This window comes from Apibacter sp. B3919, assembly GCF_026537405.1.
Taxonomy (GTDB): Bacteria; Bacteroidota; Bacteroidia; order Flavobacteriales; family Weeksellaceae; genus Apibacter.
On sequence record NZ_JAFNMG010000001.1, the window covers coordinates 249,012 to 270,932 of the forward strand.

Annotated in this window: 24 protein-coding genes; 20 read left to right on the top strand and 4 right to left on the bottom strand. The window is 32.1% G+C overall.

Features of this window, described 5'->3' with window-relative positions; genetic code table 11:
- The first annotated feature begins 20 nt into the window (after positions 1-20).
- From J3U20_RS01205 to J3U20_RS01290, 18 genes are all read left to right on the top strand, one after another.
- Complete coding sequence (locus J3U20_RS01205; RefSeq protein ID WP_160543302.1) at positions 21-1,391, top strand: phage portal protein; 1,371 nt, start codon at positions 21-23, stop codon at positions 1,389-1,391.
- A gap of 18 nt (positions 1,392-1,409) precedes the next feature.
- On the top strand, positions 1,410-1,604 hold the full coding sequence (locus tag J3U20_RS01210; protein ID WP_160543303.1) for a hypothetical protein: 195 nt from the start codon (positions 1,410-1,412) through the stop codon (positions 1,602-1,604).
- A gap of 19 nt (positions 1,605-1,623) precedes the next feature.
- Positions 1,624-2,655: a hypothetical protein gene (locus tag J3U20_RS01215; RefSeq protein WP_160543304.1), complete on the top strand. Its 1,032-nt coding sequence runs from the start codon at positions 1,624-1,626 to the stop codon at positions 2,653-2,655.
- A gap of 145 nt (positions 2,656-2,800) precedes the next feature.
- A complete protein-coding gene (locus J3U20_RS01220) occupies positions 2,801-3,418 on the top strand; it encodes a hypothetical protein (RefSeq protein ID WP_160543305.1) in 618 nt (205 codons plus the stop codon).
- Between the two features lie 10 nt (positions 3,419-3,428).
- Positions 3,429-3,992, top strand: coding sequence for a hypothetical protein (locus J3U20_RS01225; RefSeq protein WP_160543306.1), 564 nt, complete (start codon positions 3,429-3,431; stop codon positions 3,990-3,992).
- 1 nt (position 3,993) lies between these two features.
- Entirely contained in the window at positions 3,994-5,097 is a 1,104-nt protein-coding gene (locus J3U20_RS01230; protein ID WP_160543307.1) for a major capsid protein, read from the top strand.
- A gap of 12 nt (positions 5,098-5,109) precedes the next feature.
- A complete protein-coding gene (locus tag J3U20_RS01235; RefSeq protein ID WP_105297646.1) occupies positions 5,110-5,430 on the top strand; it encodes a DUF6706 family protein in 321 nt (106 codons plus the stop codon).
- On the top strand, positions 5,424-5,747 hold the full coding sequence (locus J3U20_RS01240; protein WP_105297645.1) for a hypothetical protein: 324 nt from the start codon (positions 5,424-5,426) through the stop codon (positions 5,745-5,747). The genes J3U20_RS01235 and J3U20_RS01240 overlap by 7 nt, the downstream gene beginning before the upstream one ends.
- Positions 5,738-6,196 carry a hypothetical protein gene (locus J3U20_RS01245; protein WP_160543308.1) on the top strand — a complete coding sequence of 153 codons (459 nt, stop codon included), beginning with the start codon at positions 5,738-5,740 and terminating at the stop codon, positions 6,194-6,196. The genes J3U20_RS01240 and J3U20_RS01245 overlap by 10 nt, the downstream gene beginning before the upstream one ends.
- Positions 6,193-6,606, top strand: a complete 414-nt coding sequence (locus J3U20_RS01250; protein WP_160543309.1) for a hypothetical protein — start codon at positions 6,193-6,195, stop codon at positions 6,604-6,606. The genes J3U20_RS01245 and J3U20_RS01250 overlap by 4 nt, the downstream gene beginning before the upstream one ends.
- An 11-nt stretch (positions 6,607-6,617) precedes the next feature.
- Positions 6,618-7,355 carry a hypothetical protein gene (locus tag J3U20_RS01255; RefSeq protein WP_160543310.1) on the top strand — a complete coding sequence of 246 codons (738 nt, stop codon included), beginning with the start codon at positions 6,618-6,620 and terminating at the stop codon, positions 7,353-7,355.
- A 78-nt stretch (positions 7,356-7,433) separates the two neighbouring features.
- Positions 7,434-7,988, top strand: a complete 555-nt coding sequence (locus tag J3U20_RS01260) for a hypothetical protein (protein WP_160543311.1) — start codon at positions 7,434-7,436, stop codon at positions 7,986-7,988.
- A gap of 59 nt (positions 7,989-8,047) precedes the next feature.
- Complete coding sequence (locus tag J3U20_RS01265; protein WP_160543312.1) at positions 8,048-8,224, top strand: hypothetical protein; 177 nt, start codon at positions 8,048-8,050, stop codon at positions 8,222-8,224.
- Entirely contained in the window at positions 8,224-12,930 is a 4,707-nt protein-coding gene (locus J3U20_RS01270; protein ID WP_160543313.1) for a tape measure protein, read from the top strand. Before J3U20_RS01265 ends, J3U20_RS01270 begins: the two co-directional genes overlap by 1 nt.
- 9 nt (positions 12,931-12,939) lie before the next feature.
- Positions 12,940-13,380, top strand: coding sequence for a hypothetical protein (locus J3U20_RS01275; protein ID WP_160543314.1), 441 nt, complete (start codon positions 12,940-12,942; stop codon positions 13,378-13,380).
- Positions 13,381-13,411: 31 nt separating this feature from the next.
- A complete protein-coding gene (locus tag J3U20_RS01280) occupies positions 13,412-13,918 on the top strand; it encodes a hypothetical protein (RefSeq protein WP_160543315.1) in 507 nt (168 codons plus the stop codon).
- A gap of 181 nt (positions 13,919-14,099) precedes the next feature.
- Positions 14,100-14,309, top strand: a complete 210-nt coding sequence (locus J3U20_RS01285; protein WP_160543316.1) for a hypothetical protein — start codon at positions 14,100-14,102, stop codon at positions 14,307-14,309.
- Between the two features lie 59 nt (positions 14,310-14,368).
- The gene (locus tag J3U20_RS01290; protein WP_160543317.1) at positions 14,369-14,743 is read left to right on the top strand and encodes a hypothetical protein; all 375 of its coding nucleotides are present in this window, start codon (positions 14,369-14,371) and stop codon (positions 14,741-14,743) included.
- Positions 14,744-14,817: 74 nt separating this feature from the next.
- On the opposite strand, the gene J3U20_RS01295 is transcribed toward J3U20_RS01290, so the two are convergent.
- From J3U20_RS01295 to J3U20_RS01305, 3 genes are all read right to left on the bottom strand, one after another.
- Positions 14,818-15,489, bottom strand: a complete 672-nt coding sequence (locus tag J3U20_RS01295) for a DNA-processing protein DprA (protein WP_160543318.1) — start codon at positions 15,487-15,489, stop codon at positions 14,818-14,820.
- Positions 15,490-15,516: 27 nt separating this feature from the next.
- The gene (locus tag J3U20_RS01300) at positions 15,517-15,921 is read right to left on the bottom strand and encodes a hypothetical protein (protein WP_160543319.1); all 405 of its coding nucleotides are present in this window, start codon (positions 15,919-15,921) and stop codon (positions 15,517-15,519) included.
- Positions 15,922-16,001: 80 nt separating this feature from the next.
- Positions 16,002-16,319, bottom strand: coding sequence for a helix-turn-helix domain-containing protein (locus tag J3U20_RS01305; RefSeq protein ID WP_160543320.1), 318 nt, complete (start codon positions 16,317-16,319; stop codon positions 16,002-16,004).
- A 255-nt stretch (positions 16,320-16,574) separates the two neighbouring features.
- Between J3U20_RS01305 and J3U20_RS01310 the strand changes: the two genes are divergently transcribed.
- Together J3U20_RS01310 and J3U20_RS01315 are read left to right on the top strand one after the other, a co-directional pair.
- Positions 16,575-17,165: a KilA-N domain-containing protein gene (locus J3U20_RS01310; protein ID WP_160543321.1), complete on the top strand. Its 591-nt coding sequence runs from the start codon at positions 16,575-16,577 to the stop codon at positions 17,163-17,165.
- Between the two features lie 2 nt (positions 17,166-17,167).
- Positions 17,168-17,968: a phage antirepressor KilAC domain-containing protein gene (locus J3U20_RS01315; protein WP_160543322.1), complete on the top strand. Its 801-nt coding sequence runs from the start codon at positions 17,168-17,170 to the stop codon at positions 17,966-17,968.
- A gap of 515 nt (positions 17,969-18,483) precedes the next feature.
- Here J3U20_RS01315 and J3U20_RS01320 read toward each other — a convergent pair.
- Complete coding sequence (locus J3U20_RS01320; RefSeq protein ID WP_160543323.1) at positions 18,484-21,921, bottom strand: phage tail protein; 3,438 nt, start codon at positions 21,919-21,921, stop codon at positions 18,484-18,486.

Consider the following 21,921-nt stretch of genomic DNA (forward strand, 5'->3'; position numbering starts at 1 on the left):
TAAATATTAAAATATTGATAATGGGAGTAAATAAAACGTTTGATGAGTTATTGTCAACTAAAGATATAAGCGGTATTTTGTCAATACTGGATAATAACAGCGAAAACGCGTTAAGTAATATTAAAAAATATAATGTAAACACGCATAATATAAATGATAGAGAAGATAAGATTTTAACCAATGAAAAAGGAGAACGGATAGGCCTAAAAAAACAATGGAAGTTGCCTATAAATTATCCAAAATACATCAATGAAATTTCCTTAGTTATGCTTTTTGGTAATCCGGTTAAATGGAATCAAATATCGAAAAAAACGGATAATGCCTACCATAAGTTTTTGGAAGTTTTAAAGAAAATAAGATTTGACTATGCTATAAGACAATGCAAAAGAATTGCCGGAGCTGAATCGGAAAGTGCCTTATTAATCCATTGGGAAAAAGAAGAAGGAGGACTACCGGATATTTTGGCTAAACCCTTGTCAAAATCCCTCGGAGATGATTTGTATTATTCAAAAGATCAATTTGGTAGATTACTGAATTTCGCCAGAGTATATAACTTAAAAGTCGGCAGCGATGTAAAACAACATTGTGATATATATACTAAAAAAAATATTTACAGATGTGTTAAATCTAATATAGGGTGGGATGTAAATATAGAAATTAATTTAGCTGGCAAGATACCGGTAATTTTATTTCAACAAAATACAGAATTCGGGGACGTGAATCCTCTTATTGAAAGGCAAGAATGGTTAGCGTCTACTAATGCTGATACCAATGATTATTTTTCTTCTCCAATCCTTAAACTTCATATAGATAAAATAGCTTCCATGCCGGAAAAAAACGACCAGGGCAAAATAATCAAATTAACCGGTGAAGGAGGGGCCAGTTATTTAACTTATGATTCTTTACCGGAAGGAAAAAAATACGAAATGGATTTTTTAGATAAACACATACTAAGGGGAGCGTTTACACCTAGTATAGATTATGAAAACATTAAAGGCACAAGTAATATGTCCGGTAAAGCTTTAAAGCAATTAATGATATTAGCTAAAATAAAAGCAGATATGAATAAGGAAATATACGGGGCTATGTTGGACCGTTTTTCTAATTTGATTATAGCTATTATTTCAAATATTCTAGATGTTAAATTAAAAGAAGAATGTAAAAAATTGATTATAACCCATGAATTTCAAGAACCATTTGATGAAGACATCTCAACCTTGTTAAATGATTTAATAGAGGCAAAGCAGAACGAAATTATTTCGCAACAAAGCGCCGTATCATTAAATCCTTATGTAACTAATGCTTCAGAAGAATTAGAGAAAATTAAAATAGAAAAAGAGGAAAAGGTAGAAAAAGAAAGAGCCGTAAATATTTTTGAATCCGGTATTTAATCTTAAAAATTTAAACTAATGGAAATAAAAACTAAATTTAGCGTAGGAGATACTATATATATTAAAAACGACAGTAAACAATTAGAAAACTTTATAATTGAAATACTAATAACCATGAATGAAGTAAGGTATAAATTAAGAGATGAAAGCGGGTCGGGGGTATATTATGAATTTGAACTGTCGAAAGAAAAGGACCTATTAAAAACCTTATAAAAACTAGGTAAAAAGTAAAATGATTGACGATGCCCATAAAAGAGTAGATGAGTATACCATTCAGATTGAAAAACTCTATGAAAAATATACAAATCTTTTAATTGAACTAATACTAATTCATAGAATTACCTTACATAAAAAGGCATTTACTTTTTATGATTATCCGTTTGCTGAATTGGTAAAGAATATACTTCGAAATATGTATTCAGAATTATATTCCTCATTGAAAGTTTCAATTACTAAGGAATGGAACCTGTCCAATACTAAAAATGACGAGTTAGTAAAAAAAATAAAAACAATCAAGAACAAGGATAAGTTTTTGAAAAGAAACGACGCCCCCTTACATGCTTTTTTTGAACGCAAAAGATACGGTTTAAACTTGTCCGATAGAGTTTGGAAATTAACCACTCAACACAAAAAGGAGTTAGAATTGTGTATAGACGCTTGTTTGCGTAGTGGACAATCTGCACATTTATTGAGCATCGGCATAAAAAAATATCTTAACGAACCGGACAGGCTTTTTCGGAGAATTAAAGATCAAAACAACAAATTAACTTTATCAAAAGCAGCGAAAGAATATGCGCCGGGGAGAGGAGTTTATCGAAGCAGTAAAAAAAATGCCTTACGCCTGGCAAGAACTGAAATTAATATTGCATACAAAACTGCAGATGTTGAAAGATGGAAAGATATGCCCTTTGTCGTGGGCTATGAAATAAAAAGAAGCAAAAACCCGTATCCCTGTAAAATATGCGATTCATTAAAGGGTAAATACCCTAAATATTTTCAATTTGTAGGGTGGCATCCGCAATGTTTATGCAGTATGCTTCCAATTTTAATGACACATGAAGAAATGCTTAAACTTAACAACTATACGTTGCGTGGAAAAGAGCTTGACTGGAAAAGTGTAAATGAAGTGGAAGAGTTACCTTCAAACTTTTTACTTTGGTTAAGCGAAAATCTTAAAAGAATTAATACAGCAAAGTCTCTACCTTATTTTATTAGAGACAATAAAGATATTTTACCTATAAAGCCCATTTTCCAAAACCTGTGATTAATTAATTTTTAACCTTCTTTTATATTCCTGTATGCTACAGGAAAGACTCTTGTTTTTTATAGTAATTATTTAGTAATTACCCGTTTAAATCAAGCGATGCGCTCATGCCGTAATGTATTTTTGTGCTACAAAATATTTTGTAATGAAAGAAAAAATAAAAACAGCGCTAAAAACTAAATATAAAAATTTAGGGTTTGGAGAAAAAGCATTTAACGGGATGGCTAGTTATTTAGCTGATAACGTAACAGTAGAGGGAGATATTGATACCGCTATCTCAGGGGTTGAAAATCTTCTTAAAGCATTTCAAGGAGAAGTAGATACGGTTCGTCAGGAAAAGTCCCTACTACAAAACAAACTTGCTGAACTTGAAGGCTTAAAAAATAAACAGGAACACGGTAACGAATCTAATTTATCGGGGGCTCCGAATTGGTTTCTTGATTTCAAAAAGGCAAATGATCAACTTATTGCCAGTATTGCTGAACAAAATAAAAAATTATTGGAAGAGCAAGGGAAGGAAAAAAGACAGCAGCTTATTACTAAATATGTTAAAGAAATGGAAATACCGGAAGGACGCATGATCGGTGTTAAAATTGACGATCATCTGAAAGAGGATGAAATAAAACAATTACTTTCTGAAATTAAGCAATCTACAATAAATCTAGAAGTACCTACCAAAAAAACAGGAATTCAAGTAACCAATGATGCAATGTTAGCTCAAGAAGAAAAAGATTTCGTAGCAAGTTTGCCGAATAAATCATAATAATAAAAAAATGGGAGTAAATTTTAAAGAAACAAAATATGTAGGCAGTAAGCAGCCTTATTGGCGTGGAGAAAGTAAAGTGCTGCCCGGGGGGTTCAATATCACTAATAAATTACCAATAGGGACTTTTATTCCTCGTGGATCTTTTGTTAAAGTTGATTTTGACAAATTAGAAGCTACAATTATCAAATACGTGGTTATAGTGGGTGGTGGAACCGCTTCTAAGCCCAGAATACCTAAAGGGTCCTTGCTATGTAAAGGAGATGTTGTCATGAAAAGTGGAGGAGAAGAGGTGAAAATTACCGATATTGATACTGATGATACCACGTTTGACACGATTACATTATCAAAACCGATTCAGGATTTAAAAGAAGGCGATATACTATATGATCCTACTAATATCCCAGAATTTGTTGTTGAGTCCGACAAAACAGTAGACGACATTAAAGACACAACCGTAAGTATTTCGTGTGAAGCGGTTATCCTTAAAAACGTGTTGGGTGCCTTTCCTGAGGAATGGAAAGAGGGCCATTATCTTAAAAAGAATCATAATATTTTATTTATAAATCAATAATATGCCACCAATTTTATATAGCTCCATATTTGGAGGATTAACTAAAAGAGTGCAAATACGCATAGATGAAGCTTCGCGACAAAATAAATTGTTGTTTGACTTACCTGTTTACGAAAATTATTTGCCATGGGATATCCCGACTGTTGGGTTAAACTTTGAAGAAATTATAGGTAAATATAGTTTATCGATTGCCGCTGCGACTATAGATGAAAACGCTAAAGAGCCGATTCGAGGACCTCAAGGTTTGAGTACACTTAGTGCAAAAAATCTTACACACGCACATTCTTTTCCGTTGACGGTGCAAGAGTACAGAAAAGTATTAGAATTGATAAACAGCCGTTTTTTAAACGATCAACAAAAAAATAATGAATTAATGAGAATCATGTTCGGTACGGTTAAAGATGCAGTGGAAGGAGTACAAGCAAAACTTGACATGATATTTTTAGGGGCATTATCCAATGAAGGAATTTATAATATAAATGCAGATAATAACCCTGAAGGGATTAAAACGAGTATTGATTATAAAATGCCTGACTCCAACAAAGGAGTCGCAACCGTAGAGTGGGTGGAATCTAATGTAAATACCGTGGATCCTTTTGAAGATATTCAGGGAGTAGTGGATGCGGCCCAAAATATAAAACTTTCTGAAATATGGATTTCTCAAGCAAAACTAAGTTTTATATTGAAGTCAAAAAAATTAAAGCAAGTTATTTTTGGCGTGGATAAAAGTAACAGTCCGCTTTTACTAAGTCAATTAAATGGATTTATGGAGAGCAATGAATTACCGAAGTTTAAAGTGATTCGCCGCCAAACAAATGTACGTTTACAGGACGGGTCATTAAAAACAATAAGTCCTTTTAACGGTAAAAACTTGGTATTTGTACCTGAGGGCAAATTAGGCGTTATTAAAAATTCATACACTAATAGCGAATTAAAGCCGGATGACGGGGTAACATATTCTAATTACGGACGAATTCGAATAGCACAATGGGGAGTAGGTGAGAAACAAAATTCAAATCAAACCGATTTTATTAAAGCAGAAACCATAGCCTTACCGGTATTTAATTCAATTAACGGGATATTTAGTTTAAAAACCGAAAAATAGTTAGATAATCCCATGACTTATAAAGAATACTTATTAGCAACGTTAGCTCCATTTGGAGTTGAGATTGCAACCGTTGATTTAATCATAATAAATCAAAAACTTTCACCCGATAAAGAAGTAAAGACCGAAGAAGATGTGTTGCTTTTGAAAAAAACACTCTTTAAAGAATTCAGCATATATCTTCCAAAGCAAAAAACTTTGTCTGAGGGTGGTTATTCCATTTCTTGGGACATGGAAGCAATACGGTTGTGGTATTCTTCATTAGCAAAAGAATTAGGCGAAGACGATACGTTTTTTACAAGTTCAACAATAAGTGCTGTCCATTTATGGTAATGCAATATCCCTATAAATTAGAAATACTTGTAATTGCTGAGTCTATTCGGGATGGCAACGGTGATTACCAACCTCAAAAAACTGAATGGAAACATTATTGTTATTGCAGGGATGAAGCCGGAAACGGTAAAGTTATTAAAGGTGTAGATGGTGTTAATTATTTATATACGGCATTGATACAATGCCCAAAGGGTACAAAACAGGTGACTCAAGGAACGCTTATTAGAGTGATAGATGGAGAAGGATCCGTAAGGGTGCAGGAGTTGCCTGTGATGTATTCGCGAATGGATCAATTACATACAAGACTATGGGTTTAAAACCAGAATTTAATTTAGGCGAAATAAGGGCTCAATTTCATAAATACACTGAAAAGGTAGAAAGTATTCTTTTAATGAATTTAAGTTATTTAGGAGAACAAGCTGTAATTGAGGCAAGAAATAACGGGCGCTATAAAAACATTACCAATAACTTGCGTTCTTCCATAGGTTACCTGATTGTTAAAGATGGAAGCGTGGTTAAAAAACTAGGTTTTAACCGTCATGGTTTAGCAGAATACAATATGCAGGGAGCTGAAAAAGGCGAGAGTTTAGCGTTAAAATTAGCTGCAGAACAACCCAAAAACTCGTATTCATTAATAGTAGTAGCGGGGATGAACTATGCCGTATACGTGGAAAGTAAAGGGTATAATGTCCTTACTTCTTCTGAAGAATTAGTCAGACGGGAGCTTCCAAAAATGGTTACCAATCTAAACAAGTTAATAAGTTGAGAACCAATATAGATGTATTTGATTTAATTTTCAAGACAATACACTCTTTACAAGGCTGTTTAACCGGAGGAATTTATAAACTGCAACGTCCGGCAAACTCTAATAAAGAAGATATTGTTATTAACTCTTTAATACTTTCAACCGGAGACATACAAAAGGGGACATATAACCTTAATATTCATGTTCCTGATTTGGTAATAAAATACAAAAATCAAATACAAAACCAGCCAAATTTAAAAAGGCTGAACGAGTTAAATGAATTAGTAAGAAATAAAATAGATGAAATTTATAATGAGGATTACAACTTATATATAGTTTGGGAAAATACCCTTAAAGATGTGGATACCGCTAATAATCATTATATAAATATAAGAATTCAATTTATAAGTTATAAAGCATATTTTAAATAAAATAATAGAAAATGGCAACAGATAAGACAACAACCAGGGGACTCCAAAAAATAGAATTTGGAACCATTCCTACAGATGGAGGAATGACTAATCAGTGGTTCCGATTGGGATATACAAGACGCGAAACATTCACATTTAACAGTGAAGATGGAGATACGACAGATTTTTATTCAGAAGAATCAGATACGGCGATTGATTCAATAACAGTACCGGGGAAAGAGAGTTTTGAGTTTGATTTAATGAACTTTAATTTAGAAACGTTACAAAAACTTTTTGGTGGAACTATTAAAGGCACGGGAGACGAGGCCATTTATTGTGCACCAAATAAAATTGAAGCAAAAGAATGGAGCTGTAAAATCACTCCTGAAAAGGGATATATATTTGCTTATCCTAGAGTATCCATAATGCCGAAATTATCCGGTTCTTTTACAAAGAACGAACTGATGCAAATACACTTGGTGTGTACAATACTTGAACCAACTAAAGAAGGTGTACCTAAATGGCAAACACAGAAATTTATTAAACCCTTAATCAGGTTAGATTCAATTTTAAAAAGCACTGATTTAGGAAAGCTCAAGGATAATAACGCTGAGACCATTTTAAATCGAGTAAATGAATTAAACCCATTAGTAGATACTTCAAACGTTGAAGTTTCCAATATAACCAAGAATTCCGCCACAATTAGTGAAAAAGCAGGGGGAGGGTATATAGGCTCGGTAAACGTTGGGTTTACAGTTTTAGCGCAATAAAATTTATAAAAAATAAAAAAATCATGTAAATAAGCCTATATAAACCCTACTATATAGGCTTTTTAACTATATACAACCATGGATATATCTCAAAAACTACAAGCAGAAAGACAAGAATACGATTTGCTGTTAAATCAAGGAGTTGAATTTTCAATTCCTGTGGAATATATAAAAAAAGAAAAGATTAAACGAGAGGGCCTATTTTCATTCTTACCCGCAACGTATAAAACAATAAAAATAAGCAAAGAAAAAAAATTTGTTATAAAACAACCGGTATTAAAGGTCTTAGACAGGCTATCTAAAGAATATTTGAAGTTAGAATATGAAAATTCACTAGATAATGAAGATCAATTGCAGCTAAATAAAGCAGCTATATCCTTAGTTAGAGAAAAGGCGATTGTCTTAGCAAAGATTGTTGCTATTGCCGTTCTGGGCATGGAATATACGAATGAAAAAAAATTGAAATATTATACAGGGCTTTTTTACCGCTCATTAACTCCTTCAAAACTGGTAGAGGTTGCGCTATTGATTAATACTATAGGAAATTTAGTGGATTTTACCAACTCTATCAGATTACTAGCCCCGCTAAGGACAGCGATCCCGACTCCGATAGAGGAAAACAAAGAGGCTTAAAATCTTTATACGGGATAAGGGGAGAAATTAAAAAAAACTTTGGGTTTACATGGAAAGAAATGAACGAGGTTATTCCTTGGCCAATCATTCAACGAATGATGATAGACGCTTCAAATTATGAATACGACACAAACGAATCAAAGACTCCGTCTACCTCTCAATCTAACAAGGTGTCCTATCAAACGGATGAGGATATTATAAATTATATGCTAAATCAACAAAATAAAAATCTATAATGAACAATAACGAAGGAGCTTTAAATTTTTCGGCTGAAATTGATCTAAGCCTTATAAAAAAAGCGATAAAACAGGGGGAAGATTTAATTAAAAATTTTTCCAATAATGCCGTGGATGATTTTTCTAAATTAGATACTGCAGTTGTAAATTCCGGTAAAAGGTTAGAATATTTAATACAAAAAAATGCTTCCAAATACGGGGTAAATTTAAATAAATTAATCCTTCCTGCTCCAGGAAACAGTGTGAGTAACGAAATGGTTAAGCAGCGGGTTATTATGGAAGAAGCCAAAAGAAATATTAAAGAGTTGTATAAGGAGATCGAAAACTTTAAATATCAACAGAAAACTTTTGGCGAAGGGTCCAAAAAATGGAACGAACTAAAAAACAGAATTATCGATGCTAAGTCTGCTGTAACCGCATATTCAACAGAATTAGAGACGGCGAAGCAAAAAATAAAAGATTTATCTTCCAATAAACCTGTTAAAGCAACCATTCAGGGTATCGATAAAACTAAAAAAGATGTTGAAAATTTATCTAATACCGTTAAAGATGAAACCTCTAAAATGAACGGGTATTTTAAATCTCTATCCACAGGGGTTGCCGCTTATTTTTCGCTAACAGCCTTGAAAGGCTTTACCAACCAATTAATAAAAGTTAGAGGAGAATTTCAACAAAACCAAATAGCATTTGAAGTTATGCTTCAAAGCAAGGCAAAGGCCGACCAATTAATGGGCGAATTGGTAAGTTTTGCTTCCGAATCTCCTTTTGGGTTGCAATCTTCCGCAAAAGCCGCAAAACAGCTGTTAGCATATGGAAGTGCCGCACATGAAGTGCGCAATGAACTCAAAATGTTAGGGGATGTTGCATCAGGGGTATCTCAACCAATCGGAGACCTGGCGTATTTATACGGTACGTTGAGGACACAAGGAAGAGCGTATGCGGTAGACATCAGGCAATTTGCGGGGAGGGGCATCCCTATTTACGAGGAATTAGCTAAGGTCCTAAAAGTTAATACCAACCAAATAAACGAAATGGTTGAAGCCGGAAAAGTAGGATTTCCTGAGGTTCAAAAAGCGCTTAAAAATATGTCTTCAGAAGGAGGAAAATTCCATAACTTGATGATCAAACAAACGGAGTCGTTGGTAGGGCTACGGGAAAAACTCTCTGATGCGGTAGATGTTGCATTAAATGATATAGGCACAAAAACACAAAGTATACTCTCAGGAGGAATTTCGGCCGCTGCTTTTTTAGTTGAAAACTATGAAGCATTAGTTAAAGTTTTAACTACACTTATCAGTACTTACGGGGCTTATCGCACCGCATTAATGCTCGATAATACACTTCAAAAAGCCAAAGATACTACAACTATGATTGCAAACGTAGTTAATCTGTCCAGGGTCACTCAAGGATTGACTGTAGTTTCAAAGTCCCGAGCGGTAGCCTTAGCGGCTGAAACCGTGGCCCAAAAAGCTTTAAATGCCGCGTTGATTACTCATCCTTTTGTGTTGATTACCACCACTATTGTCGGATTAACCGCTACTATGTGGGCCTTGCATGACAGCACTAACGCTCAAGAAGAAGCGCAAAAAAAATTAAATGCTCGATTGGAAGAAGGACAAAAAAGAAGACAAAACACCTCAAGATGGGTCGATACGATCAATTCACAAACAAACTCCATTTATGCTCAAGTAGAAGCTTTCAATAAATTAAAAGCCTTATACCCCGACTATTTACGAAACTTAGATCTTCATGCTTTTAAAGCCAAAAGTGCGGCAGAGCAACAAAAGATTTTAAATAAAGCCATGGATGATGCCGATGTTAAGATAAACACGAAAGGCATTGAAGAAGTGGAAAACAAAATTAAAGAATTAAGAGAACGTTATGAAAGAACGGTAAAAGATGACAAAAATGTATTTGAAATTATTCATGTAACCAAATTACTTGCGGCTCAAGAAGAAGAATTAAAATTACTTAAAGAGCAAAAAAAACTTAACGAGCAAAACGCCAAAGAGGCTGCGTATCAAGAATTATCGGAAAAAGAGAAAATTAAATACCTTGAAGAGCAAAAGAAAATTTTAACAGACCAGGCATTGGCTATTTTGGATAATCAAAATGTATTGAATAAAGAGAATTTATCGCATGAAAAAAAGATATCTTTAGTAAATCAAGGGACTGAGAGTCTGTTGAAACAAAAAAAATTAATTATTGAAACTAAAGACGAGGTAGATAAATTAGGAAATTCATTTTCGGTTATTCCTTCTTATTTATCACCCATCAATTATGCTTTAAAAAATAAATTAGAAGAGATAAGCGGTGTCGACGTAAAATTATTAGCTCTTAAATCACCTGCAGCAACTAAAAATAAGGAATATTGGAAAAAAAGAGAAGAAGAGTACACCAAATTACTGGAAGCGTTGCCATCCTCGGGCAGGACCTCCAATCAAGAAAAAGATTTTAAAGAATACACCCAACTGATCAAAGAAGCACAAAAAGAGTTAGATAAATACAATATTTCCGTTGAAAAATCATCCAAAAGAAAGACTAAAACTAAGAAAGAAGAATATCCTTACGGATCTTTAAAGTATTGGGAAGAGGTATCCAGGAAAATTGATGACATTATATCAAAAACAGCGTATGAAGAAAAAAACAAGGAGTTTATTAAAAAGCTTTCCGACAAAAAGATAGAAGCAGATCAAAAAGTGGAAGAGATCCGTTTTAATCTGGCAATACGGGGTTTTGATGAAGAATTGGCCTATAAGAGTCAACAGTATTCTAATTACTATAAATGGATCGAGAATTTGGGTAAAGATTCTGCCGATAAGCAATTTTCCGATTTACTAAAAAACGGAAATACATTTTTAGAATATTTGGAAAAACAAAAATCCAATATCGTAAATAAGGGAGGCCAATTAACTTTAGTTGAAGGCAATCAACTATCCGTCCTTACGGACAGAATTAATGAAATTAAAGGTATAAAATCATCCTTTGAGCAATTAAAGGACAGTATAGCCCGAGCAAAAGATGAAAGCCGGTCCTTGTTTGAATATGTGGAAAAAATTGCAGAATTCAAACAAAAATTGAATGAAGGAGCGATTAATATTTTTGGTGAGCAAAAAAATGAAGCGTTTAATTTCCTCAATCAAGAATCCGAAAAAACACAGCAGGATATTTTAAATAAATTATTGGCAAATTTCAAAACTTTTGAAACTCAACGAAAAGAAATAGTTGAAGAAGCCGAGAAAAATATATTGCTTGCAAGAGAAAAAGGATATTTAGAATTGATTCCTCTCATAGAAAAGACTAAAGACAAACTTATCGGAGAATTAGACGCCTCGGAAATACAAGGTTCTGATGTTTGGCAAAATCTATTTGACGGGATGGGCGATGTGTCTTTAGATGTGTTTAAGAAAAGCACGAAGAAGATGAAAGAAATGATCGCCAATATTAGTGATGAAGGAATTAAAAAGAATCTAACCAACCAATTAGACGATTACGAAGCCTCTATTTCTTCTCCTTTAACCAATCTTAGAAAGGCTATTAAAAAATACAAGGATGCCGAAGGTGATATGAATAAATCCAAGGCGCTTGATAAATTAAAAAAAGCGTATCAAGAGTTTGAAGAGAATGCAATAATGTCTTTAAAGGCAGTTTCCAACGGATTAAAGGATTTAGGCTATAATACCGAAGATTTAGATAAAGTCGTCAAAGGAATTGAAGGAGGAATGCAGGCTATTTCGGGTATATTAAATAAAAATCCGGCGCAAATAATAGGTGGAGCTATGGGACTGATCAGTACGCTTTCTGATGCCTTTGATCGCAAATCAAGAAAATTGCAAAGAAGAACGAAACAATTAAAATCTGAATTAGCAGAAATACAGCGGTTGTTCTCAAATTTGGAACGTGAAGTAGGCAGGGCGGTAGGAGAGGATTATTACTCAACGCAACGGGATAAAATCCAAAATTTACAATCTCAACAACAAAAACTCAATGAGTTAATAGCTAATGAGCAAAAGAAAAAAAGCAAAAAACGCGACAACGGAGCGATTGAAGATTGGAAAAATCAAATAAATGAAATTAATAATCAAATCATCGACATTCAAAACAATATAGCAGAAACCCTCACCCAAACAAATTTTAAAGACGTAGCAAACCAATTGGCAGATGTTTTTACGACTGCTTTTTCAGAGGGTAAGGATGCGGCCAAAGATTTTGAAAAGACGTTTAAGCAGGTCATTGCTAATTCCGTTAAAAACGCGCTTAAATTGCGCATATTAGAACCGGTCACCGACAAATTTGTTAAGGATATGTCTGACTATATGGGTAATAATAACAATTCCTTATCAGGGTTTGATTTTGATAAATGGAAAAACCGGTTGAGCGAGGCTGGAAATAGTTTTACTAATGCGCTTACGGAGTTTGAAAATTTTTTTAAAGACATTAACTCTGCAGATATGGATCCTCTCTCAGGAGCTATTAAAGGAGTGAGTGAAGATACGGCAAATTTAATTGCCGGACAGTTGAATGCCATTCGCATGAATCAATTAAACTCTTTTAATTTATTGAGAGACCAACTTACATTGATGAGTAAAATTGAAATGAACACCTTTAAATTAAATTCCATGGAAAAAATGATGAGTGATATGGTACAATATATTAAATCTAATTCGGGACTGGACAGCGCCCGAGCAAAAGGATTATTCTATTAAATAAAAAAAATGGATAATAGACAAATAAAAAATATCATGCTAAAAATGGGAGGGCATTGTGAAGATTCATTAAACGATCTTGAGAATGCCCGGACCGTTAGAGAATTGACCCACGTTTTATTCGATTATATTAAACCTTGTATGAAAAAAGATTTTCCTACTTATGAAATTATGGAACATTTTAAGTTGAAAGGTGAGCCTTACGGGGTTTATGTAGACAGCAGGGGGGTATTTGAAGCTCAAGAACAAAACATTCTTTACGGAGATTCAACGATCACTTTACATGTCAAGCCGTATGATGTGGTAAGGATCTATTTAAAGCATATTGCTCATGTAGATCTGTCGGTGGGTAAGAATGCCATAGTACTATTATATAAATTCGATCAATCTACTTTTAAAATAATCAATGGAGATGAAAATAATATTTTTATTAGAGATAAAATAAAGTAAATTTTATATATTTGAGTGCAAAATTAATTATATGAAAAAGATCTTTTTATTGTTTGTAGTACTTTTGGTCTTTTACTCATGTACTAACAAAGATAAAGATTACACCAATGAATATTATAATGAATTTAAAAACACATATGTTGAAATTGTATTATTAGATACTAAATATGTAGATATATTGGGTATTTATGTAGATACCTATATATATGTTGTTAATGATGAATCAAATCTGTTCTTTGTTAAAGATAGTGTCGAGATTTTTAATTTAACTAAAAATAAATTAAAACCTCAATTAAACTCAATGACTATTAAACAGAAAGAAATTGAAAATAAAATTCAAAATCTTAAAAATCCTCCGAAAAAATTTAAGGATGCCTATTGTGATTTGACTAAAATTTTCAACAAGTTAAAAAAAATTGATTCTATAGTGAATAATCCGTCGAGCTCAATGACTTCTGAATTCAAAAAAATAGGTCTAGAAATGTCAATAATTTATGATAGTATCGCAAAATTTGTTACCGACAATGAACCTTTATGATATGAAAAAATTTAATATAATAATACTGTTTATTTTAGTGCTGATTATGATTTCATGTCATTTTTCTAAGAAAAGTAAACTAGAATATGAACTAAAAAAGATTTATAATAAACAAATAAAAAAACAAAAAACAAGTGAAGGCCTGGTTTACGAGTTAAACTACTCAAACAATATCAGTGATGTGAAAAGAGATACTAGGCTAATAACAAATTTTACAGATCGAATATTGAATTCTAATCAGACAGAAAAATATTTGGATACTCCAGGAGATAATTATTCTACACTTAATGATATATATTACTGGGATACCCCCGAAATCAGAGTTTTTTTAAAAGCAACCAGATCGTTAAGTAGTGATAATAAAATATATTATGTGGTAACTGAAAAATAATATAGCTTTAAGTAATTATTATTAAAATTAGAGATATACGTAAAAATACTATTCTTAGGATGAATAAGTTTATACAAACTAAATACATAAACCTTATTAATGATTATACTATAATTTACGTTAAAGTTGAACATTTGTATGATGGGAAACAACCAGCTGCCAAAATACGTTTATCAAATGATCATGCTATAACCATAAAAATATCTAAGAGTATAGGTTTAAAGTTAAAAGATTATTTATACTCCACATCGTTAGTTGGATTAGAGGGAGAAGCAAAATATTCGATAAAAAATTTTAAATTATTTGATTTTACCATTGAAAGAATTATAGAAAATGAATCACTTCCACTAACAAAAGCATTAAAAGATATAAGAGATATAGTAGGAGATCATTTCGATGGGAAAGATATTAACGATTTACTTCTAAATAATTAATATAGGCTTAAAAAAAATATGTTTAGACGCTCAGAGTTACCCCTTTAGGAGTATATACTAAATAAGTAGAAAAATCAAAATATACATTCTTCTTTTGAGGTTAAATATGGTATTTCATCAATTAAATTTTCATAATTTTTATTGGTTAGAATTTCTGCACCATAGTCAAGCATTTCTTTGGCCCAAGTTACTTTACCATCTTTAATAATATTCTCCATTATAAAAAGATTTCTACCAAGTCTTAATGCCTCCCAACCTTGATGTTTTGTTCCGCTTTTTTCAGATGCTTCAATTATTATGGTTGCATCACTTATAAGAGCCATAGTCCTATTCCTTATAGGAAAATTTTTAGGGCTAATTGGATAACCTTCAGGGAATTGTGATAATAATAATTGTTCTGCAGCTATTCTATCTTGTATATGTTTGTTTTCTTTCGGGTAATATTTGTCAAGAGGTGTACCAATTACCGCAATTGTATTACCATTATTATCCATAGCGGTAGAGTGAGCAAATGCATCTACACCCTGAGCTAAACCACTAACAACAGTAATATTGGAATTAACTAAAAATTTTACGATTTTTTTTGTTCTTCTTATTCCTAATTCTGAAATATTTCGAGATCCAACAATCGATACACGGCGCCCTTTACTAAGTAAAGAAAAATTGCCTTTAAAATACAATTCTTTAGGACTATTTTTTTTTTCAATATCTGTTAATTTGCTGAAATATTCTTTATAAGTATTCATTTAGTATAAAAAAATTGCTTTATAGGTTTATTGGTATCCATAAATAGATTTTAAAATATCATCAATAGTTTTAGAGCCTTTAGTTCTTTCTAAGTTTATATACCCTTGCTCTTTGAGATTGTCAATTAAACTACCCTTTCCTAATACTCTAAAATTATTAGTAGTTTCAGCATAAATATCATGGCCCGTTTTTGCATTTTTTTTGATTTTTATCTTCATAGCTATTTTATCAGTTTTATATAAAGGTATTAATTTTAAATACAAGATTGGATCTTTAATTAAGATACTTTCAGGATAAGTATCTATCTTAACATAACTTTTATTTGATTTTAAGGAATCACTTCCTAATTTAGAGATATAACCATATACAGTTTTATATACATAATAAAAATCAGGCATATCATCATCTATTTGTTGTGAAAAATTATACATTTTTAATCAATTCTTTATAGGTTATTAGCTTTTAAGCATTTTTACTTTTTTATAGCATGCGGGTTTTTAAATTTAACTACTTATATTTTATAATCTGAATTTCTTTTTTCACCATCAAAGTCTTCTAAAAGATTTCTTAAATCTTGGATAGAATTTATTTTATGAATAGTTCCATTATGTTCTATGTAGCCTTTTGTATTACTATCTATAGGTGTAAATAATTCTACAAGTTCTACTTCTAAAATATTCGCAATATCCTCTAATCTTTTTAAAGGAGGGTTACCATTTTCATTTATTGAAATAGATAACCCTGTCTCCGTCATATTTAATTTTTCAGCCAATTCTTTCTGAGAAACTCCTTTATCTTTTAATATCTCTTTAACTCGTAGTTTGATCATTTCGTATATTTTATTATAAGCAAATTTAAATACTATTTTATTAAATGGGTAATAATTTAATTTATATTTAAATAATTAACAAAAATTTAACACTTGTTATTGGTTTAATATTTAAATGTTATTTACATTTGTGTTATAAAATTTAAATAGCAATTAAATAAACATAAAGATATGAGCAATACAGAAAAATTAAACAGGTATAAAAAAATAAACTTAGAATTATTTGAAACTCTTTAAATTAAATCTAATATAGTTATGGAAAATCAAATATTTATTTTTAATGGAAACAAGATTACATTTCAGTTTGGAAATGGTGATATCATGGTGAATGTAACAGAATTTGCAAAAGCATTTCCTAATAAAAACTTATCAACCATTGTCAATTCAAAAGAAATACAAGAATATGCTATTGAATTGTCAGCTATAAAAAATTTTATAGCTACTGATTTATTGAGAGTTGAAAATGGAAGAGGTACATGGGCGCACCAAAGAGTTGCATTGCGGATAGTTCAAAAATTATCAATTAGAGAATTATTAAGTAGCGCCGAAAATTTGGCTGTACTCCAAATGTCCTTTGAATCAAGTTATAAAGCATCAAATGGTAAGACAAACCCTATGTACATAATGAACCGCTATGGTTTTAGTTGTATAGTTAAACAGATAAAAAAAATATTTGTAAGAATTGAAAAATTTTATACATTTGTCATGCATAACACACATAATGTATTTGGAGGTAAAAAATCCCAAAAAATATTTAAGCCCGTACGAGCCGTTTGGAGCGGTGACATCTTATACCTTCAGTATGTGAGTTATGCAGCGTACGGGTTTTTAAATTTAAAATTTTAATTATGCATAACTCACAACAAAATGTAGTTACCTTCAACTACAACAACATTTCCGTAAAATTTCAGAAAGGGAATAATCTATTGATCAATGCAACAGAAATGGCCAAAGTCTTCAATAAACGGCCTACTGATTGGTTGAAATTACAATCAACTAAAGAGTTTATACAAGTTTTGAGCGTTACGAAGAAAATCGTAACGGCTGATTTAGTGATAGTTAGAAGCGGGGGAATACCCGATATGCAAGGCACATGGCTGCATGAAGATGTAGCAATAGAATTAGCAAGATGGTTAAATCCTTCATTTGCTATATGGTGTAATGATCGAATAAAAGAACTCTTAAGACACGGTCTTACGGCAACCCCTCAAAAGATAGACGAACTAATACAAAACCCTGATCTAGTTATAGGGTTAGCTACACAATTAAAGCAAGAAAGGCAACAAACTGAATATTTAAGACAACAATCCGAAAAACAAGAAAAAGAACTTCAAAAACAAGCGCCCAAAGTTGAGTATTACAACAACGTACTGAATTCTGAAAGTACCTATAACACAAATTTGATAGCCAAAGAGCTCGGAATGAGCGCAAGGACGTTAAACAAAATTTTAGCAGACAACAAAATACAGTATAAGCAAGCGGGTGTATGGGTTTTGAACCATAAGTTTCAAGACAAAGGATTTACGAAAACCAAAACTACCCTGTACAAAGGTAGTGACGGGGTTGAAAGGACGTGTATGTTAACGGTATGGACAGAAAAAGGCAGGGAGTTTATACATCACCAAATTTCTACTTTAAAAACAGCATAATTTAAACTTACTTTTAATTTTTAATAAAAATACTTAAAAAAAATGAACGAAAACGAACTATATAAAATCATATTGTACCTTAATAAAAAAGGCACTATATCAAATGAAAAATTTAACTGGTTAAAAAATAATAATACAGTAATTTTAGAATTATTAATCTTTTCAATGGGTTATTATGAAAAGGTACTGTCAAAAAATCAAAATTCCAACTTTCATGATTGGAAACAAGTTGATACGTACAAAATGAGTAGTTATTTTTTAAAAAACAGCTTTAATAATTTAAATTAATTAACTTTTGATGCAAGTATCTATAAGTTGTTGGTTGGAATATATTAAAGGGCTTTGCTTAAAGTTAATCTAAACCTGATTAAATAGTAAAAATAATGAAAAGTGCAAATTAATGAAAAATAAAAGCCTTGCGGTCCTTTTCTATGACTACAAGGCTTTTAAATTGTAAAGATGTTATTAACATCTTGTGTAAAGTTCAATACAAAGATAATAAATATTTTTATAATTTATCTAATTTTTGGTATCAAACTGGCATACCATCTATCCCCGTCAAAAAACATAAAAACCAATTCACATTTTTGCGGATCTATATGAATTGAATTATTCGAGCCTCCAAAATAAGCTGAAAGGGTTAGAGTGTTCGTTGAATCAATTTTTATTATTATTAATTGGCCTTTTTGAGTGCCACTATTAAAATAAACCGTGTTTCTGCTTCCTTTATGAATTAATATAACGTCTGAAGATGCTACATGGTAATCAGAAGATATTGTTTTTATCGAGGTATAAAGTCCTATAACTTTCAGCATTTCAAACCATCCCCCCCAAGAATCCATGTAATCACCACCGTAAACTCCTGATTTAAGACCAATTATAGCAGCGCTATCAGTTATTCCATTATTTTTACGAGCTTCTCTCGAATATCCCGCTATACCTGCGAGAACTCTGTAATGGGCTGGAGTAACAATAACTTTTCCTGCACCAAAACTATTTATCCCCTCATTTGTGATATGCGTGTAATGTCCTTCAGTATCTGTTATAGATATAGAATTAGCAGGCGAAGAACTGATATTTATAGAATTTTGAACATTCTTTACATTTCCTTCTTTTGTTATGACATCTGAATTAGAATTAAAAGTTATACCCCCGTTAACCCCGTTTAATTGCGCCTTAGGAGATCCTTGTGACGTTTTATTTTGTGAAGTGATTTTACCGTTTTGGATTATCCAATCCCCAATATTAGCGTTTTCGGCTAATAAAGTATCTGTAGCGACACTTTCAAAATTAGCTCCAAAAGGAGTCCATTTATGAGTAGCTAAGGGCCAAACATTAGCAAATTCGCCGGCATCAATATTGGTCATATAATACATATTTCCAAACTTAACTACTTCAACAATAAGTTGGGTACCCTTATATACCGTATGGTCTTTATATTCACCCCTGAAAACTAATGAAGGACCGTTATAACCGTTTTTTCCGTCTTTACCATCCTTACCATCTTTACCATCTTTACCATCTTTTCCGTCCTTACCGTTTAAGCCGTCTTTGCCATCCGTTCCATTTTTACCATTTGCACCATCCTTACCATTTGTCCCGTCTTTTCCGTTATAGCCGTCTTTACCGGATTTAGATATAATAGTCCAATAAGATCTGTTGGTGGGCGTATTTCCAGGGTTGGCCTCTTTAATCATTCGATAAGAAGAACCTAAATAAGTAACTTCATCACCCACGTAATATTTTTTCGAGTTATCATATTCGCCCCTATATACTCCAATAACATTTTCATCTCCTGAAGGACTTTGTACTATAGTCCCTTTAATAACCAACTTTCTGTCATTATTTCTGTTCCACTCAATACATGCATTATCGTCTCCAAATTTAAGGTGATTGTTGTCCAGGTCCATAAAAGAGCTTCCGTCTGAAGAAGTAATTTTACCGGTTCGTATAAATTTACCGTTTATAGTAGTACTTCCATACGTCAGAGAAATTGACCGTACATTGTCTTGTACTGAATTTAACACCCCGATAATGAAATGGTAATAGGTAGAGTCATCATCAACTTTAATTTGATCTTGAGAAAAAATAAGAGTTCCATTGTCCCCCTTTTTTTCACATCGAGCGTATATATAATAAGCATTAGTATTAGTTAAATTGGTAGTGCCTGACCCTAAATTCCAATATTTGATATCTTGTTCAATTGCGTAGTGCACCAAACTGCCACCCGTAACCTTTATAACATTGTAATCACCTTGATAGTTTGCCTCCAACAGGGTATTAATCAAGTCAAACTGCATAGATTTTGCACCTACCGATAACATCATGGTGTCAATACTTCCGGGCTTAATTTTTTCGGTATAATAATTACCCTCGGGGTCAAATATTAATCCTTTCAATTCTTCAGTATCTCGCCAATTACGTCTAATTCTAGCGGGATCTTTTAAATTATTTACTTTGATAATTGTATCATTTTTAATCACATTCTCCAATATGTTTGTGATTATATTGGTTTCTACCGTGTCTGATATAGTCAATTCATATTTATAAGGGTTTATCAGGTCTCTTGAAAATGAATTTACTCGTATACTTTTATTAACATTAATATCTTCATCTTTAATTTTTATTAAATCTCCGGCTTGGAAAAAATTGGTTATCGATCCTTCTCCTTCTCTTTTCTTTAAAAATAAAGGATCAATAACTAAAGAATATTCTACATAAGGTTGTGAATTTTGTTGGTAGTATTTTTCACCCTTTTTTAGTAATCTTTGTTCCGCATCATCAATATAATTCTGAGGTAAATTTATATTTAATAATACATACGTATCTCCTGGCATTATTTGAAAGGCGGGACTTTCTTCATTGGGTAACCTTAACCCTCTATCATCGTCAAAAGGAACTAAAGAAAACATTTTTTGTTTATCATCGTAAGAGTGCACGTCAAACTCATAACCCGCTAAATTACCGGTTTGAAAATGTACTTTAGCGTTAGCCCCCTCAATTAACCACAGAGTACCTTGATCATCTTTTTCATTCAGATTAAACATTTCCGCATCGCAAAATTGATAATATTTACCTCCTAAAGAAGTTACTTTGCCCGTGCGGCAAGGATAAATATCATCAAAGTTTACAACATTTTCAATGATACCGAACTTATTAACGGCTTCTTTTTCTTCTAAATAAGAGGTTACCTTATTTTTATTTGGTAAACATAGTTTGGTTTGACGATATTTTGTACTTAAATTCTTAGTGCCTCCGTAAACAAATAATCGAGTTACTAAAGATTTATTATTACAATTATTTCTTGATAAATTGTATAATCCGCCCGTTTTGCCATATTGAAAAGTGAAAGGATAGGTATTTCCAATTATTTCTTTAATGTTTATGGTATGAAATTCAGTAGATCTTATTATCTCAAATTCCGTATCATACTCATCGCACAAGTTTTGCAACACCTGTAGACAATTTTGTCCATCAAAGGAAAGGTTTTTATATTCTGTATTTGTAGGACATTCACCCAGCCTCCAACGTTTACCGAATACTCTTTGTGTATTAGTAATAATAACTTCCGCAAATCCTCTTAAATCAGATACTAAATAATCTCCTTTTAGGTCTATGTCTCCTTTACTTTGAGGAATAAGATACGTGCATTTTAATAAATCATATTGCAAAGATTCAAATTTAACTTGGTAGGTAAACTTCCTTGAGCTTTCTTTGACTATTGAAGGAATAGAATTTAATTTATAAATCTTATCGAATACATATATATAGTCGTTAATTCTAAAATCAATCGGAGTTGCACTGATTATAGTCATGTTAACTATATCATCACTTAATAATGTGGTAATTTGTGTTGCTGATGTAACCTGAGAAACGTTTGTTGAGGAGTTTAAACAATATGTTTGAAAAGCGCCGTTAGCACTTCTATATACAGTAAATTGTGAATTATTCAT